Annotated in this window: 14 protein-coding genes; 11 read left to right on the top strand and 3 right to left on the bottom strand. The window is 67.6% G+C overall.

Going from position 1 to position 16,020, the window contains the following annotated elements; all coding sequences use genetic code 11:
- The first annotated feature begins 8 nt into the window (after window positions 1-8).
- From BAU06_RS22830 to BAU06_RS22780, 11 genes are all read left to right on the top strand, one after another.
- Window positions 9-743 carry an ABC transporter ATP-binding protein gene (locus tag BAU06_RS22830; protein WP_066355998.1) on the top strand — a complete coding sequence of 245 codons (735 nt, stop codon included), beginning with the start codon at window positions 9-11 and terminating at the stop codon, window positions 741-743.
- Between the two features lie 305 nt (window positions 744-1,048).
- Window positions 1,049-3,043: a biofilm regulation protein phosphatase SiaA gene (siaA, locus tag BAU06_RS22825; RefSeq protein ID WP_066355996.1), complete on the top strand. Its 1,995-nt coding sequence runs from the start codon at window positions 1,049-1,051 to the stop codon at window positions 3,041-3,043.
- Window positions 3,044-3,061: 18 nt separating this feature from the next.
- Window positions 3,062-3,604 (top strand): biofilm regulation protein kinase SiaB, encoded by a 543-nt coding sequence (gene siaB / locus BAU06_RS22820; protein ID WP_066355995.1) that lies wholly within the window; start codon window positions 3,062-3,064, stop codon window positions 3,602-3,604.
- A gap of 27 nt (window positions 3,605-3,631) precedes the next feature.
- A complete protein-coding gene (gene siaC, locus BAU06_RS22815; protein ID WP_066355992.1) occupies window positions 3,632-4,006 on the top strand; it encodes a biofilm regulation phosphoprotein SiaC in 375 nt (124 codons plus the stop codon).
- A complete protein-coding gene (gene siaD, locus BAU06_RS22810) occupies window positions 4,006-4,809 on the top strand; it encodes a biofilm regulation diguanylate cyclase SiaD (protein ID WP_066355990.1) in 804 nt (267 codons plus the stop codon). Before siaC ends, siaD begins: the two co-directional genes overlap by 1 nt.
- A 147-nt stretch (window positions 4,810-4,956) precedes the next feature.
- On the top strand, window positions 4,957-7,377 hold the full coding sequence (locus BAU06_RS22805) for a bifunctional salicylyl-CoA 5-hydroxylase/oxidoreductase (RefSeq protein ID WP_066355988.1): 2,421 nt from the start codon (window positions 4,957-4,959) through the stop codon (window positions 7,375-7,377).
- On the top strand, window positions 7,374-8,165 hold the full coding sequence (locus BAU06_RS22800) for an SDR family NAD(P)-dependent oxidoreductase (protein WP_066355986.1): 792 nt from the start codon (window positions 7,374-7,376) through the stop codon (window positions 8,163-8,165). The genes BAU06_RS22805 and BAU06_RS22800 overlap by 4 nt, the downstream gene beginning before the upstream one ends.
- A 120-nt stretch (window positions 8,166-8,285) precedes the next feature.
- Complete coding sequence (locus BAU06_RS22795; protein ID WP_066359608.1) at window positions 8,286-9,116, top strand: enoyl-CoA hydratase family protein; 831 nt, start codon at window positions 8,286-8,288, stop codon at window positions 9,114-9,116.
- 1 nt (window position 9,117) lies between these two features.
- Window positions 9,118-10,293 carry an acyl-CoA dehydrogenase family protein gene (locus BAU06_RS22790; protein WP_066355984.1) on the top strand — a complete coding sequence of 392 codons (1,176 nt, stop codon included), beginning with the start codon at window positions 9,118-9,120 and terminating at the stop codon, window positions 10,291-10,293.
- A 32-nt stretch (window positions 10,294-10,325) separates the two neighbouring features.
- Window positions 10,326-12,008, top strand: a complete 1,683-nt coding sequence (locus BAU06_RS22785) for an AMP-binding protein (protein WP_066359605.1) — start codon at window positions 10,326-10,328, stop codon at window positions 12,006-12,008.
- 38 nt (window positions 12,009-12,046) lie between these two features.
- A complete protein-coding gene (locus BAU06_RS22780; protein ID WP_066355977.1) occupies window positions 12,047-12,460 on the top strand; it encodes a RidA family protein in 414 nt (137 codons plus the stop codon).
- Here BAU06_RS22780 and BAU06_RS22775 read toward each other — a convergent pair.
- The 3 genes from BAU06_RS22775 to hemL form a co-directional block, all read right to left on the bottom strand.
- Complete coding sequence (locus tag BAU06_RS22775; protein ID WP_066355973.1) at window positions 12,449-13,393, bottom strand: RHS repeat-associated core domain-containing protein; 945 nt, start codon at window positions 13,391-13,393, stop codon at window positions 12,449-12,451. The genes BAU06_RS22780 and BAU06_RS22775 overlap by 12 nt on opposite strands.
- A 213-nt stretch (window positions 13,394-13,606) precedes the next feature.
- Window positions 13,607-14,551 carry an RHS repeat-associated core domain-containing protein gene (locus tag BAU06_RS22770; RefSeq protein ID WP_066355968.1) on the bottom strand — a complete coding sequence of 315 codons (945 nt, stop codon included), beginning with the start codon at window positions 14,549-14,551 and terminating at the stop codon, window positions 13,607-13,609.
- A 189-nt stretch (window positions 14,552-14,740) separates the two neighbouring features.
- Window positions 14,741-16,018 (bottom strand): glutamate-1-semialdehyde 2,1-aminomutase, encoded by a 1,278-nt coding sequence (gene hemL / locus BAU06_RS22765; RefSeq protein ID WP_066359601.1) that lies wholly within the window; start codon window positions 16,016-16,018, stop codon window positions 14,741-14,743.
- Window positions 16,019-16,020: the final 2 nt, after the last annotated feature.

The raw sequence follows: 16,020 nt of genomic DNA, 5'->3' as shown, positions 1-16,020 counted from the left end.
CGACACCGATGCTGCAGCTCGAAGGCGTGCAAAGCGGCTATGGCGCCAGCCAGGTGCTGTTCGGCGTCGATCTTTCCATCGCGGCGGGCGAGGTCGTTACATTGCTCGGGCGCAACGGCATGGGCAAGACCACGCTGCTGCGCACCTTGTATGGGCAGCTTCCGCTGAAGGGCGGCCGCATACGGTTCGATGGCCGCGACATCGCCGGCTGGGCCACCGACCGCATCGCCCGCGCGGGCATCGCCATCGTGCCGGAAGGCCGCCAATGCTTTCCCAACCTGACGGTGCGCGAGCACCTGACCGCCTTCGCCACGCGGCGGACGGGCATGGGTGCCGCCGGTTCGGACAGTCCTGGCGCCGCCGAGGGCCCCTGGACGCCCGAGCGTGTCTGCGCGCTTTTCCCGCGGCTGGCGGAGCGCGCCGGCCACATGGGCAATCAATTGTCCGGTGGCGAACAGCAGATGCTGGCGATCGGCCGCGCGCTGGTCACCAACCCCAGCCTGCTCATCCTGGACGAAGCCACCGAGGGACTCGCGCCCAAGGTGCGCGAGGAAATCTGGGGCTGCCTGGCGCGCCTGCGCGCGGCCGGCCAGACCATCCTGGTGATCGACAAATACGTGGAGCGGCTGCTCGCGCTGGCGGACCGCCACGCCATCCTGGAACGGGGGCGCATCGTCTGGACAGGCGGCTCGCGGGAGCTGGACGCCGATCGCGGTCTCTGGACGCGCTATCTGGGTGTGTGAACGCAGGCCCGCGCCCCGCATGCCACGCCAGGTCCCGCCCGTGGGCGCGGCATGGCCCGCCGGCGGGCAAAGAAACGACATAAATCGGCAGACCGTCGAAATGTTGCGGGGCAGTCCCGCGGCACTCGCCCCTAATCCTCTTGAAGCAGCCAAATTTGCCTTGTTTTCAGGGGTAATCCGCGCGGGCCGGCACTCTACACTGATAGTCGACCGAACGTGGACCAACGGGGGCCGCGCCACCGGTCGGACACCCAGGCCGTGTCGCGCGCTCGGGGCGGATACGGCCGGGTGGAGGAAAAGATTTCATGGCGAAGTTAGGTCTGCGGGCGAAATCGCTGCTCGCGCTGGTGCTGGCATGCCTGCTGGCGCTGATTCCCACCGCATTGCTGGGCTGGCACGCCATGGAGCAGGTGCGGGAGCATTTCGGCCGCGCCTATGCCGATAATTTCGCGCTGCTCAGCCGTCAGCGGATACTGGCCCCGATTACACGCGAGCTGGCGCTGTCGCAGCGCCTGGCCGAATCCGAACTGGCCGTGGACTGGATGCGCAACGAGGACGATGCCGACAGGCGCGACCGCTTCTTCCGCGAAGCCGAACGCTACCGCGCCGCCTTCCGCTCGCACGCCTACTTCCTGATCAACGCGGCCAGCGGCAAGTATTACTTCAACGATGCCGACAAGCCGTTCTCGGCGGAGCCGCGCTACCAACTGCACGCGAGCGACCCCGAGGACCGCTGGTTCTACGACAGCCTGAAGTCGCCCGGTGACTACAACATCAACGTCAATCCGGACGGCAAGCTCAAGGTCACGCGGGTGTGGTTCAACGTCATCGTGCGCGACCACGGGAAACCGCTGGCCATCGGCGGCGCCAGCCTGGACCTGAGCGACTTCCTGCGCGAATTCGTCGGCAGCGGCGAACCGGGCGTCACGCCCATGATCATCGACGAACAAGGCAATATCCAGGCGCATCCGGATGCGGCGCTGATCGACTACAACTCCGGCGCGACCGCGACCGCGGCCGCCGGACGCGGCCGGATCTACACCTTGATCCAGGACGGTCCGGGCCGCGCGGCGCTGGAGCAGGCGCTGCGCGAAGCCCCGAAGACCCCCGATGCGGCCCAGGCGATATGGGTTCGCCTGCAAGGCAAGCGCCAGCTGATGTCGGTGTCCTACGTTCCCGAACTGCACTGGTACGTGCTGGCCGCCGTCGACCTGCACGCCGCGCGCATCGTCGACACCGGCGGCCTGTGGCCGGCCGCCGCCGCGCTGGTCCTGTTGATCGGCGGCCTGCTGGCCGCCTTCGGCTATGCGGTCAACCGCCTGGTGCTGCGCCCTATCCGCAAGCTGCAGCAATCCGCGCGCGCCATCGCCGACGGGCGCTACGACGTGCACCTGCCCAAGGGCGGGGCCGACGAGATCGGCGATCTCAGCCGCGCCTTCGGCGTCATGGCGGAAAAGGTGCGGACCCATACCCTGGAATTGGAAAGCAAGGTGCGCGAGCGCACCCGCGCGCTGGAAGCCGCCAACCTGGCCATGGCCAGCGCCAACAAGAAGATCGGCGATTCCATCGATTACGCCAGCCTGATCCAGCAGGCCATCCTGCCGCGGCGTCAGATGGCGCAGTCCCTGGGCGCGCGCCACTTCGTCATGTGGAAGCCGCGCGACGTGGTGGGGGGCGATTTCTACGTGTTCCGCGCCGATGGCGAGAACTGCCTGCTGGGCGTGATGGATTGCGCGGGCCATGGCGTGCCGGGCGCGCTCATGACCATGCTGGTGCGCGCGGCGGTGGATGTGGCCATCGCCGAAGCCGGTGCCGCCGACCCGGCCGCGGTGCTGGCGCGTACCGATGCGGCCATCCGCGCCATGCTGGCCGATATGCAGCTGCCGCATGCCCTGGCCACCAATACCGACGCGGGCCTGGTTTATATTGACCGGTCCGCGGGCCGATTGCTGTTCGCCGGGGCCAAGATTTCGCTGTACGAAAGCGATGGCGCCGAATGCCGCGAATACCGTGGCGCCCGGCGCGCGCTGGGGGACAAGCGCCAGGGCGAGTACGCCAACCTGGTCCTGCCCCTGAAACCGGGCATGACCTTCTATCTGACCACGGATGGATTCCTGGACCAGGCGGGCGGCGAGCATGGCTTCGGTTTCGGCAGTACGCGCTTCACCCGCATGCTGACCGATCTCGCGCGGCTGCCGCTGGGCGCGCAGGCCGAGGCCCTGGACCGCGCGCTGGAGGAATACCGTGGCGACTTGCCCCAGCGCGACGACATCACCATACTTTCCTTTCGCTTCGAATAACCTTCCAGACCGACACCCATGAAAGCATCGGACCTTTACGCGCTGCGAGAACGATTCAACCAGGATCGCACGCTGCTTTGCTTCAACGGACCGATCTCGCGCAGCCTGATCGAGGAAATCGGCAACGCCCTGAAGAACTACCTGGAAACCCAGGAAGCGCGGCCCGCCGAGGCCATGGACGTGTTTTCCGCCTATATCGAAATGACGCAGAACATACGCCAGTACGCCGTGCAGAAGGGTTATGGCGACGCCGACGCGGCGGCGACGGTGGTGATCGCCCGCGATGCGGAAGGCCGCTACACAGTCAGCGCCGGCAACCGCGTCGAACTGCCCGATGGCGAGCGCCTGGTGGAGCGCGTGCGCGAGCTGGCGGCGATGGACAAGGCCCAACTGAAGGCCGCCTACAAGACGCAGCTGCGCCAGCCGCGCGACCCGGCCGCCGCCACCGGCGCCGGACTTGGCCTGATCGACCTGGCGCGCCGCGCCAGTGCCGGCATCGAGGCTTCGCTCAGCCCGCATGGCGATGGCCGCGGGTTTTTCAGCCTGAGCGTCGTCATCTGATCCGTACCGTCCCGAACAACAACGCATATGAAAGAACTCAATATCCCCGCTTCCCAATCGACGCCGTCCATCGTGACCGACAGCGCGAAGGGCAGCCTGCACCTGAGCGGCGACTCCTATCCGGAGAACTCCTTCGAGCTGTTCGGTCCGGTCATCCAGTGGGTGGACGAATACCTGGCGTCGACCCGGCAGGCCTTGTCCATGATCCTGGAACTGCAGTATCTGAACACCAGCAGCGTGAAGGCGGTCATGGACATCTTCGACCTGCTGGAAGCCGCCCACGGCGACGGCCACGACGTCTCCGTGACCTGGTACTACGACAGCCGCAACGAGCGCGTCGGCGAGCTGGCCGAGGAATTCAAGGAAGACTGCACCTTCCCCTTTACGGTCGTCGGCCGCTGATGAAAAAGAAGCGCTACCAGGATCTCGAGACCCGCATCCAATCCATGCTGGATGAGCCGCAATACGCGGACCATCCGCTGCGCGAGGTGCTCGAGGATCTCTGGCAGCACACCAACGACCAGTTGGAGCGCATCGAGCGCATTTCCTACCTGTCCGATGCCTTCCAGGCGATGGCCCGGCAGCGCGAACTGGGCCTGGTCGCGCGCTATGACCGCGAATTGAAGCGGCTGGCGAAGCTCGTGCGCATCTCCGACGGCTACCAGGAGATGATGCGCGACATGAATGCCGCGCTCAAGGAATCGTCCATCCGCGATCCCCTGACCAATCTCCTGAACCGCCGCGCCTTGATGGAGCGCATGAAGGAACTGTCCCTGGCCGCGCGCCCGGACCAGCCGGCCTTCGTCGTGGCCATGCTGGACGTGGATCATTTCAAGCGCATCAACGACCGCTACGGACACGATGCCGGCGACCGCGCGCTGACGCGCCTGGCCGACATCATGCGCTGCTCCGTGCGCGAGAGCGACGATGTGGCGCGCTGGGGCGGCGAGGAATTCCTCGTCCTGCTGCCCAACATCAGCCTGGAAGAAGGCGAGGCCGTCATCGACCGCATCCTGGCGGGCGTGCGCGGCAATGCCATCGAGGTCGAAGGCGAACAACTGCTGCTGACCGTCAGCGTCGGCATGGCCCTGCATCGCAGCGGCGAAAGCGTTTCCACCACCCTGAGCCGCGCCGACCGCGCGCTGTACCTGGCCAAGCAGGCGGGCCGCGACCGCGTCGCGCTGGAGCGCCGGCCGGCCTCCTAGCGCCGCGCGCGTCCGGTCTTCCGTCCCCGTACCCCCCTCGCAAACCCGTGTTGCGGCCGCCGTCGCTCCGGGTATATATTTCAAGCCTAAACTATCTAGGCTTGAAACTCCGGCTGCTGGCGGCCGGGCCGGACTGCGAGTGACGCGATGAAGATAGTGTGCTTGGGGGGCGGCCCCGCCGGGCTGTACTTCGGCCTGTTGATGAAGCTGCGCAACCCCGCCAACCGGATTACGGTGGTCGAACGCAACCGGCCGTACGACACCTTCGGCTGGGGGGTGGTGTTTTCCGATGCCACGCTGGAGAACCTGCGCCGGGCCGACCCCGTGTCGGCCGAGCGGATCAGCGATGCCTTCAACCATTGGGACGACATCGATATCCACTTCAAGGGCCGCACGCTGCGCAGCGGCGGGCATGGCTTCATCGGCATCGGGCGCAAGAAGCTGCTGAACATCCTGCAGGCGCGCTGCGAGGAGGCCGGCGTCGAACTGGTCTTCGAAACCACCGTGGAGGACGACCAGGCGCTGGCGCGGCAGTACGACGCGGACCTGCTCATCGCCGCCGACGGCATCAACAGCCGCGTGCGCGCCGCCTATGCGGATACCTTCCAGCCCGACATCGACCAACGGCAGAATCGCTTCGTCTGGCTGGGCACGGAAAAGGCCTTCGATGCCTTCACCTTCGCCTTCGTCCAGACGCCGCATGGCTGGTTCCAGGCGCACGCGTATCGCTTCGAACCCGGCCTGTCCACGTTCATCGTCGAAACGCCAGAGGCCGCCTGGCGCGCGGCGGGCCTGGACCGCATGAGCCAGGAAGAAGGCATCCGCTACTGCGAAACGCTGTTCGCGCCCTGGCTGGACGGCCACCGGCTGATGAGCAACGCCGCCCATCTGCGCGGATCCGCCATCTGGATCCGCTTCCCACGCGTCATCTGCGGGCATTGGGTGCATTGGAACACGCTTGACACGCCGCGCGGACGGCGCCAGGTGCCGGTGGTACTGATGGGCGATGCGGCGCACACCGCGCACTTCTCCGTGGGCTCCGGCACCAAGCTGGCGCTGGAGGACGCGATCGAGCTGGCCGACCAGCTGACCGCCGGGCAGGGCGGGTGCACGAGCCGGCCCGGACCGGACGACGGCTCCCCGGACGCCGTGCCGGCCGAGCAGGACCTGCGCGCCGCCCTGCAGCGCTACGAAGACGTCCGCGGCGTGGAGGTCCTGAAAATCCAGAACGCCGCGCGCAATTCCACCGAGTGGTTCGAGCATGTCGACCGCTATGCCGGGCTGGAGCCCGAGCAGTTCGCCTATTCCCTGTTGACGCGCTCGCAGCGCATTTCCCACGAGAACCTGCGCCTGCGCGATCCCCGGTGGCTGCAGGGCTACGAAAGCTGGCTGGCCACGCGGGCGGGCGTGGATGTGGGGTCCCGGGAGCGGCCCCCCTTGCCCATGCTGACGCCCTACGAAGTGCGCGGCGTGCGGCTGAAGAATCGTATCGTCGTTTCGCCCATGGCGATGTACGCCTGCACCGAGGGCGTGCCGGGCGATTTCCACCTGGTGCACCTGGGCGCCAAGGCGCTGGGCGGCGCCGGCCTGGTCATGGTCGAAATGACCTGCCCTTCGCCGGACGCGCGCATCACCCCGGGCTGCCCCGGCCTGTGGAACGACGAACAAGGTGCGGCGTTCGCCCGCATCGTGGGTTTCGTCCACGGCCACAGCGACGCCCGCATCGGCATCCAGCTGGGGCATGCCGGCCGCAAGGGCTCCACGCAGCTGGGCTGGCAGCGCATGGACCATCCCTTGCCGGCGGACAACTGGCCGCTGATGTCGGCCTCGGCCCTGCCTTACCTGCCGGGCATCTCGCAGACCCCGCGAGCCATGACGCGCGCCGACATGGACCGCGTGCGCCAGGACTTCGTCGACGCCGCGCGGCGCGCCGCGACGGCCGGTTTCGACTGGCTGGAGCTGCACTGCGCCCACGGCTACCTGCTGTCCAGCTTTATCTCGCCGCTGACCAACCTGCGCGATGACGAGTACGGCGGCGATCTGGACGGGCGGCTGCGCTATCCGCTGGAGGTCTTCGCCGCCGTGCGCGAGGCCTGGCCCGCGCGGCTGCCCATGTCGGTGCGGATCTCCGCCCACGATTGGGTGGAAGGCGGCATCACCGCCGACGACGCGGTGGAGATCGCGCGCCGCTTCAAGGCCGCCGGCGCCGATATGATCGATTGCTCGTCCGGCCAGGTCAGCCCGGATCAGCATCCCGTGTACGGCCGCATGTACCAGACGCCCTTCGCCGACCGTATCCGCAACGAGGCCGGCATTCCCACCATCGCCGTGGGCGCTATTTTCGAGGCCGACCATGTGAACGGCATCATCGCGTCCGGCCGGGCCGACCTGTGCGCCCTGGCGCGCCCGCACCTGGCCGATTCCGCCTGGACCCTGCGCGAGGCGGCCCGCGTCGGCTATACCGACGTCGACTGGCCGGTGCACTACCTGGCGGGCAAGCGCCAGCTGGAAACCAACTTCGTCCGCGCCGCCGCCGCGGTGCCGGCTCCCGCGCGGAGCGAGGCATGAACGCCCCGCTGCACGGTCGCCACGCGCTGGTCACCGGTGCCGGCCGGGGGATCGGGTACGCCATCGCCGAGCGCCTGCTGCACGAGGGCGCCGCGGTTACCCTGGTGGGCCGCGACGACGCGGTCCTGGCCAGGGCCGCCGATACGCTCGCGGCGCTGTCGCCCGCGGGCAGCGTGAGCTGGCAGGCGGCCGACGTCACCGACGCCGACGGCATCGCGCGGGCCTTCGAGGCGGCCGCGCGCGACCTGGGCCCTATCGGCATACTGGTCAACAATGCCGGCCAGGCGCGCAGCGAACGCTTCGACCGCACCGGCACGGCGCTTTGGCAACAGATGCTGGCCGTCAACCTGAGCGGCACCTTCCACTGCATCCAGGCGGCGCTGCCGGGCATGCTGGCCGCGGGCTGGGGGCGCGTCGTCAATGTGGCCAGCACGGCCGGCCTGCAAGGCTATGCCTATGTCAGCGCCTATTGCGCGGCCAAGCATGGCGTCATCGGCCTGACGCGCGCGCTGGCCCTGGAAACAGCGGGCAAGGGCGTCACCGTCAACGCCGTCTGCCCGGGCTATACCGACACCGACATCGTGCGCGAGGCCGTGCGCAACATCGTCGCCAAGACCGGCATGGACGAGACGCAGGCGCGCGCGAAGCTGGCCGAGCGCAATCCGCAAGGGCGGCTGGTACGGCCCGACGAAGTCGCGCATGCCGTGGCCTGGCTGTGCCAGCCCGGCGCGGCGGCGATCAATGGCCAGTCCATCCCGGTGGACGGCGGTGAAGTCATGGTGGGATAGCGGCCGGCAGTCCGCCGCCGCGACGGCGCCCGGAAGCGAGTCCCGCGCCGGGCGGCATGCATGGACAGGAGATACGCAGTGACCGACATTCCGCATGACGACGCGGCGGCGCCGCAGGGCATGGCGCACCATCGCCGGCCCATGGCGGGCACGCAGCCCCGCACCTTCCGCTGGGAGACCCGCGACAACGGCAAGGTCGGCGTGATCACGCTGGACCGGCCCGAACGCAAGAATCCCCTGACTTTCGATTCCTACGCCGAGCTGCGGGATCTTTTCCGGGCGCTGGTGTATGCGACGGACATCAAGGTCGTGGTCGTCACCGGCGCGGGCGGCAACTTCTGCTCCGGGGGCGACGTGCACGAGATCATCGGCCCGCTCACGCGCATGACGATGCCGGAGCTGCTGGATTTCACCCGCATGACCGGCGACCTGGTCAAGGCCATGCGGGCCTGCCCGCAGCCCATCGTCGCGGCCGTGGATGGCGTGTGCGCGGGCGCGGGCGCCATGGTCGCGCTGGCATCCGATATGCGGCTGGGTACGCCGCGCGCGCGCACGGCCTTCCTGTTCACCCGGGTGGGACTGGCAGGCGCCGACATGGGCGCCTGCACGCTGCTGCCGCGCATGATAGGGCAGGGGCGCGCCTCGGAACTGCTGTACACCGGCCGCGCGATGAACGCGCAGGAAGGGGCCGCCTGGGGCTTCTTCAACGCCCTGCACGAGCCCGATGCCCTGTTGGCCGCGGCCTGCGAGCTGGCCTCGCAACTGGCCGCCGGGCCGACCTTCGCGCACGGCATGACCAAAAAACTGCTGCACCAGGAATGGAATATGGGCGTGGACGAAGCCATCGAGGCCGAGGCCCAGGCGCAGGCCATCTGCATGCAGACGCAAGATTTCCGCCGCGCCTACGAGGCCTTCGTCGACAAGCGCCAGCCGCGCTTCGAGGGGGACTGACATGACCGCGCGATCCGATTGGCTGGAATGGCCGTTCTTCGACGCCATGCACCGCGACCTGGGCGGGCGTGCCGACACCTGGTGCGCGGCTACGCTGCGGGACCTGGACCACGCCGACACCGATGGGGCCTGCCGGACGCTGGTCAGGCAGCTGGGGCAGGGCGGCTGGCTGCGCTATTGCGTGCCCGCCGGCCCCGGGGGAAGCTGGGGCGGCGCCATGCCCGCGGTCGATTCCCGCGCCGTATGCATCCTGCGCGAGACCCTGGCGCGCCATGAGGGCCTGGCCGATTTCGCCTTCGCCATGCAGGGCCTGGGCAGCGGCGCCATCGCGCTGGCGGGCTCGGATGCCTTGCGGGCCCGTTATCTGCCGCGCGTGGCCCGGGGCGAGGCCATCGCCGCCTTCGCGTTGTCCGAAGCCGAGGCCGGTTCCGATGTGGCGGCCATGGCCTGCGAGGCGCGCCGCGACGGCGACCACTATGTGCTGAACGGCGCCAAGACCTGGATTTCCAACGGCGGCATCGCCGATTTCTATTGCGTCTTCGCGCGTACGGGCGAGGCGCCCGGGGCGCGCGGCATCAGCGCCTTCGTGGTCGACGCGGGCACGCCGGGATTCGAGATCGCCGAGCGCATCCAGGTCATCGCGCCGCACCCGCTGGCGACCTTGCGATTCCAGGACTGCCGCATTCCCGCTACCCACCTGCTGGGCGAGCCCGGGCAGGGCTTCAAGCTGGCCATGATGACGCTGGATATTTTCCGCGCGTCCGTGGCCGCGGCGGCGCTGGGTTTCGCGCGGCGCGCCCTGGACGAGGCGCTGGCCCGCGCCACGACCCGCCGCATGTTCGGCCAGACATTGGGCGACCTGCAATTGACCCAGGCGGCGCTGGGCGACATGGCCACCGCCATCGACGCCTCGGCATTGCTGACGTACCGCGCCGCCTGGCAGCGCGACGTGCAGGGCCGGCCCACCACGCGGGAGGCCGCCATGGCCAAGATGATGGCCACGGAATCCGCGCAGACCGTCATCGACCGCGCCCTGCAGATGTTCGGCGGCGCCGGCGTGGTGTCCGGCATGCCGGTGGAAAAGCTGTATCGCGAAATCCGCGCCCTGCGCATCTACGAAGGCGCGACCGAAGTGCAAAAACTGATCATTGCCCGCGCATTGTTCAAGGGCGGTTGAGCCGGGCCGCCGCCGGCATCAAGGGGAACGTCATGCAAGCAACCATCGATACGGCGCCGCGCGCCACGGCACACGTCGATACTTTCGCGCGGGACAATCTGCCGCCCGCGCAGGAATGGCCGGAACTGCTGCTGGATGGCCCGGATACCGCCTATCCGGCGCGCCTGAACTGCGCGGTGGAGCTGGTCGACGCCGCCGTCGCGCGCGGCCAGGGCGACCGCGTCGCGCTGCGGTGGCCGGCGGCCGATGGCGGCCAGGCCGCCATGACCTACGCGGAACTGGCGGCGCTGACCGACCGCATCGCCCGCGTCCTGGTCGAGGACATGGGGCTGGTGCCGGGCAACCGCGTGCTGCTGCGCGGCCCGAACAATCCCATGATGGCCGCCTCCTGGCTGGGCGCGATCAAGGCGGGCATGGTCACCGTGCCCACCATGCCGCTGCTGCGCGCCAAGGAACTGAAGCAGATCATCGACAAGGCGCGCGTCAGCGCCATGCTGTGCGATGTCCGGCTGAAGGACGAGGCGATGCCCTGCATGCAGCCCGGGCACGAGTACCATAGCCCGGACCTGCGGCGCATCGTCTATTTCAACGATACGGCGCCGGACAGCCTGGATAGCCTGGCGCGCGGCAAGCCGGCGGGCTTTACCGCCTGCGATACCGCCGCCGACGATGTCTGCCTGATCGCCTTCACCAGCGGCACCACCGGCAAGCCCAAGGGCTGCATGCACTTTCACCGCGATGTGCTGGCGATGTGCGACCTGTTCCCGCGCCATGTCATCCGCCCGGCGCCGGACGATATCTTCTGCGGCACGCCGCCGCTGGCCTTTACCTTCGGGCTGGGCGGCCTGCTGTGCTTTCCGCTGCGCATCGGCGCCTGCGCGCTGCTTGCCGAGAAACTGACGCCCGACGGCCTGCTCAAGCTGATCCAGGACTTCCGTGCCACCATCGTATTCACCGCGCCCACTTTCTATCGCCAGATGGCGGGCCTGGCCGCCCGCTATGACCTGGCCTCGCTGCGGAAAAGCGTCTCGGCCGGCGAGGCCCTGCCCGACGCCACGCGACAGCTATGGAAGCAGGCGACCGGGATAGAGATGATAGATGGCATCGGCGGCACGGAGATGATCCACGTGTTCGTGTCGAGCCCGGAGCACGAAGTCCGCCACGGCGCCATCGGCAAGGTGGTGCCCGGCTATATCGCGCAGGTGGTGGACGAGGACATGCGTCCCGTGCCGGTCGGCCAACCGGGCCGGCTGGCGGTCAAGGGCCCGACCGGCTGCCGCTACCTGGCCGATCCGCGCCAGCGCGAGTTCGTGCGTCAGGGTTGGAACCTGCCGGGCGACACCTTCGTGCAGGACGCCGATGGTTATTTCTTCTACCAGGCCCGCAACGACGACATGATCGTCTCGGCCGGCTACAACATCGCCGGTCCCGAGGTCGAGGACGCCCTGCTGCGCCATCCCGCGGTGGCGGAATGCGGCGTGGTCGGCGCGCCGGACGACGAGCGCGGACAGATCGTCAAGGCCTATGTCGTGCTCAAGCCGGGCGTGAAGGGCGACGCCGTTCTGGCGGCGGACATGCAGGAGTTCGTCAAGGCCGCCATCGCCCCCTACAAGTACCCGCGGCAGATCGACTTCGTCGATGCCCTGCCGCGCACCGAAACCGGCAAGCTGCAGCGTTTCCTGCTGCGCCAGCAGGCGCGCCGGCAGGCGTCGTGACCGGACGACGTCGAACACAATCACAACAGGATGGACTCATGCAAATACTGCAACCGCCCGACTGGCTGCCGCCGCGCGGATATTCCAACGGCATGCTGACGGAGCTGCAGCCGGGCAGCCGGCTGGTATTCATCGGCGGCCAGATCGGCTGGAACGGCGAACAGCGCTTCGAGAGCGACGATTTCGCCGACCAGACCCGCCAGGCGCTGGCCAATATCGTCGCCGTGCTGGCCCAGGGCGGCGGCCGCCCCGAGCACATCACGCGCCTGACCTGGTACGTGACCGACCGCGATGAATACGTGGCGGCGTACCCCCAGATCGGCGTGCATTACCGCGACATCATCGGCCGCCATTTCCCCGCCATGACCGCGGTGCAGGTCGCGGCCTTGGTCGAGCCGCGCGCCAAGGTGGAAATCGAAGCCACCGCCGTCATACCGGCATCAGTCGGCTAGATCCAGCATCCTTTCCAGCACGCCACGGACGAAGGTATGGCAGTTGTAATACCAGCCAAATCCATAAGGCTGGTGCGAGAAGGTCAAAGCCTCCTGCCGGAACGCGCGCTCGAAGTGCGGGCTGTACTTCGGATCCAGTGCAAAAGTCAGCCCCAGGTTTATGGCCGCTTGCCTTTGCGTTTTGAAGATGCCCTTGTCCAGCATGGCCTCGATGGTTTTGCTGGTAAAGATATAGCTCCTCTGCGGGATCCCGTCGATTCGCCTGGTGAACTTTGCACTGTAGCCCCATTGTTGCCTGACCTTGGGTCCCATAAAAAATGGTTCCAACGCGAGATCCATATCGTAGACGCGGTCGGCAAAGTAAAGCGATGAGTGACCGTCACGTAGGGTACCCGCGATGCCTGCCGCTTCAATGATGACCCTGCCCGCGGCGACATGTGCCTGGAACTGGTCGAGGGAGTCCACGCGCCTCGCCCCCATCCTGGGCAGCAAGGTTAAGCCTATCGTTTCGACGTCTTGTCTTCTTCCGCCGCCCATACGCTGGCGCCAATTGCGCCATGCCTTCTGGATTCGCGCCGCGGCATGATTCCGGACGGTCTCTTCCCGAACGATATCCGCCGTGTCCAGTGGCCTCGCCAGAATTGCCGGATGCGCGCCCTCGATATCCACCCCCGCCAGTCGCGCCACATCAAGAGCGAAGCGTTGCACCGCGCCTATCGGCGCATGCCCGCCGGGGTCGGTGAGATTGACGGGATCGTCCGCGCAATACGCGCGGGGATTCAGCCCGCCCGATCCGAAGGGGCTGTCGTCATCCGGCGCGTTGAAGCGCATCAGTGCGGGTAGTAAGTAGCGGTAGCCGTTGCCGAGGGCGTAGGCGCAGGTGATCCGGTCACGCAACCGACCGGCATAACGGAGCGCCCATGGGCTTCCCATGCGTTTGCCTGTAGGTTCTCATGTCGCGGGATCTCGCCAGGGCGCACGCTGCGCCATTCCGACGTCCAGCCACGCGAGTACGTTACACGGGCGGTGGCCGATGGAGCTTTTCATCGTGGTCAAGTTTGTTTTGATTTTCGTGACGATGCGATGCGCCGCGGGCACTTTGGCACGCCCCGGCCTGCGAACGTATCTACCGTCGTCATACCGGCATCACTCGGCCAGATCCAGCATTCTTTCCAGCACGCCGCGGACGAAGGTATGGCAGTTGTAGTACCAGCCATAGGCATAAGGCAGATGCGAGAAGGTAAATCCCTCCTGTCGCAATGCCAGGTCGAAGTGCTGGCTGTACTTCTCATCCAGTACGAAGGTCAGCCCCTGTTCTATGGCGAGTTCTATGGGCGCCCTGTAGCGGCCTACGTCCAGTAGGATTTGGAGGGGTTTATTGCGTGAGATATAGGCTCTTTTCGGCCACCTGCCGCGCCGCACGGTCAACTTCGCTTCGTAGCCCAACGGTTGCCTGATGGCGCGGTCCTCCGGACCACGTTCCGCCAAGAGATCCATGTCGTAGGCATGGCCGGAAAAGTAGAGCGTTGAATGACCCTCGCGAAGCGTGCCCACGGTGCCGGCCGCCTCGATGACAACTCTGCCACGAGCGATAAGCTCCTGGAATTGGTCCAGCGATTCGACGGGGGTTGCCCCCATCCTTGGCAGCAAAGTTGAGCGTATGTGCTGGACGTCCTCTCTTCTTCCGCCGCCCATGCGTTGGCGCCAGTTGCGCCATGCCTTCTGGAACCGTGCGGCAACTCGATGCCGGACGGCCTGATCTTGGAGCCCATCCGCCACCGCCAACGGTCCGGACAGGCCGGCGGGATGCACGTCTTCCATATCGACGCCCGCGAGACGGGCGGCATCCAGGGCAGCGCGTTCCATCGCGCCTATGGGCGCATGCCCGCCGGGGTCGCTACGATTGACCGGATCGCCCGCGCAATACGCATAGGTATTGAGTCCGCCCTCGGCGAATGGGCTGTCGTCGTCCGGCGCGTTGAAGCGCATCAGCGTGGGCAGGAAACGCCGATAGCCGTGGCCCAGCGGGTAGGTCGCGCTGGCCGGGTCCTGGAACTCGCCGCCATAGCCGAGCGGCCGTACGTTTGCCATGTGTCGGTCTGGAAGTCGTCATGGCGCCGGATCGCGCCAGGGGGGCGACCGCGCCTTCCCGGCGTCCGGCGCCACGGCCACCTTACGGCCGCCGTGGCTGACAGGGTTTTCATCGGTGGCAGAGGTGTTTTGGTTTCCGTGGCGTCTCGCACCGCGAACTTCAGCCCGCCCCGGGGCGGCGCAATCTGCCTACAGCGACGCGAACACTTTCTCGGCCGCGTCCAGGGTATGTGCAATGGCGGCGTCGTCATGCGCGGCCGATACGAACCCGGCTTCGAAGGCAGAGGGCGCGAAATGCACGCCGTGGTCCAGCATGGCGTGGAAGAAGCGCTTGAAGGCCTCGATATCGCAGGCCGAGACTTCGGCCAGCGTCGTGGGGATGTTCTCGCTGAAATAAATGCCGAACATGCCGCCGATGGCGTCGGCGCTGAACGGTACGCCAGCCGCTTTCGCCCGCTCGCGCAGGCCGTCCACCAGTGCACGGGTCGTGGCCGCCAGCCTGTCGTAGAAGCCGGGTTCGCCGATCAGGCGCAGCGTTTCCAGGCCCGCCGCGACCGCCACCGGATTGCCCGACAACGTGCCGGCCTGGTACACCGCGCCCAACGGGGCGATATGCCGCATGATCTCGCGGCTGCCGCCGAAGGCGCCCACCGGCATGCCGCCGCCTATCACCTTGGCCAGCGTGGTCAGGTCCGGCTTGATGCCCGTCAGGCCCTGCACGCCCTGCGGGCCCACGCGGAATCCCGTCATCACTTCGTCGAAAACCAGCAGCGCGCCGTGCTGCGTGCACAGTTCGCGCAGGCCTTCCAGGAAGCCCGGGCGCGGCCGTACCAGGTTCATGTTGCCGGCCACCGGTTCGACGATCACACAGGCGATATCGCCGCCATAACGGGTAAAGGCCTGGCGCACGGCGTCCAGGTCGTTGTAGTCCAGTACCAGGGTGTGTTCGACAAACTCCGCCGGCACGCCGGCCGAGGTCGGGTTGCCGAAGGTCAGCAGGCCCGATCCGGCCTTGACCAGCAGACTGTCGGCGTGACCGTGATAGCAGCCTTCGAACTTGACGATCTTGTTGCGCCCGGTCGCGCCACGCGCCAGCCGGATGGCCGTCATGGTGGCTTCCGTGCCGGAGCTGACCAGCCGCACCTGCTCCATGGAAGGCATGCGCGCGATCAGCGTTTCGGCGAGCGTGATCTCCGCCTGGGTGGGGGCGCCGAAGGACAGGCCGTTCACCGCGGCTTCCTGCACCGCGCGCACCACATCGGGATGCGCGTGGCCCAGGATCGCGGGTCCCCAGGAGCCGATGTAGTCCACGTAGCGCGTGCCCTCCGCGTCCCATACATAGGCACCCTGGCCGCGGGCGATAAAGCGGGGCGTCCCACCCACGGAGCGGAAGGCGCGCACGGGGGAATTGACGCCGCCCGGAATGCTGCGGCTCGCTCGTTCGAAAAGTTCGGCGTTGCTGGACATGG

This window comes from Bordetella bronchialis (genome assembly GCF_001676705.1).
Taxonomy (GTDB): Bacteria; Pseudomonadota; Gammaproteobacteria; order Burkholderiales; family Burkholderiaceae_B; genus Bordetella_C; species Bordetella_C bronchialis.
The sequence above is the reverse complement of the archived record's forward strand: the minus strand, read 5'-3'. Positions and strand labels throughout refer to the sequence as shown.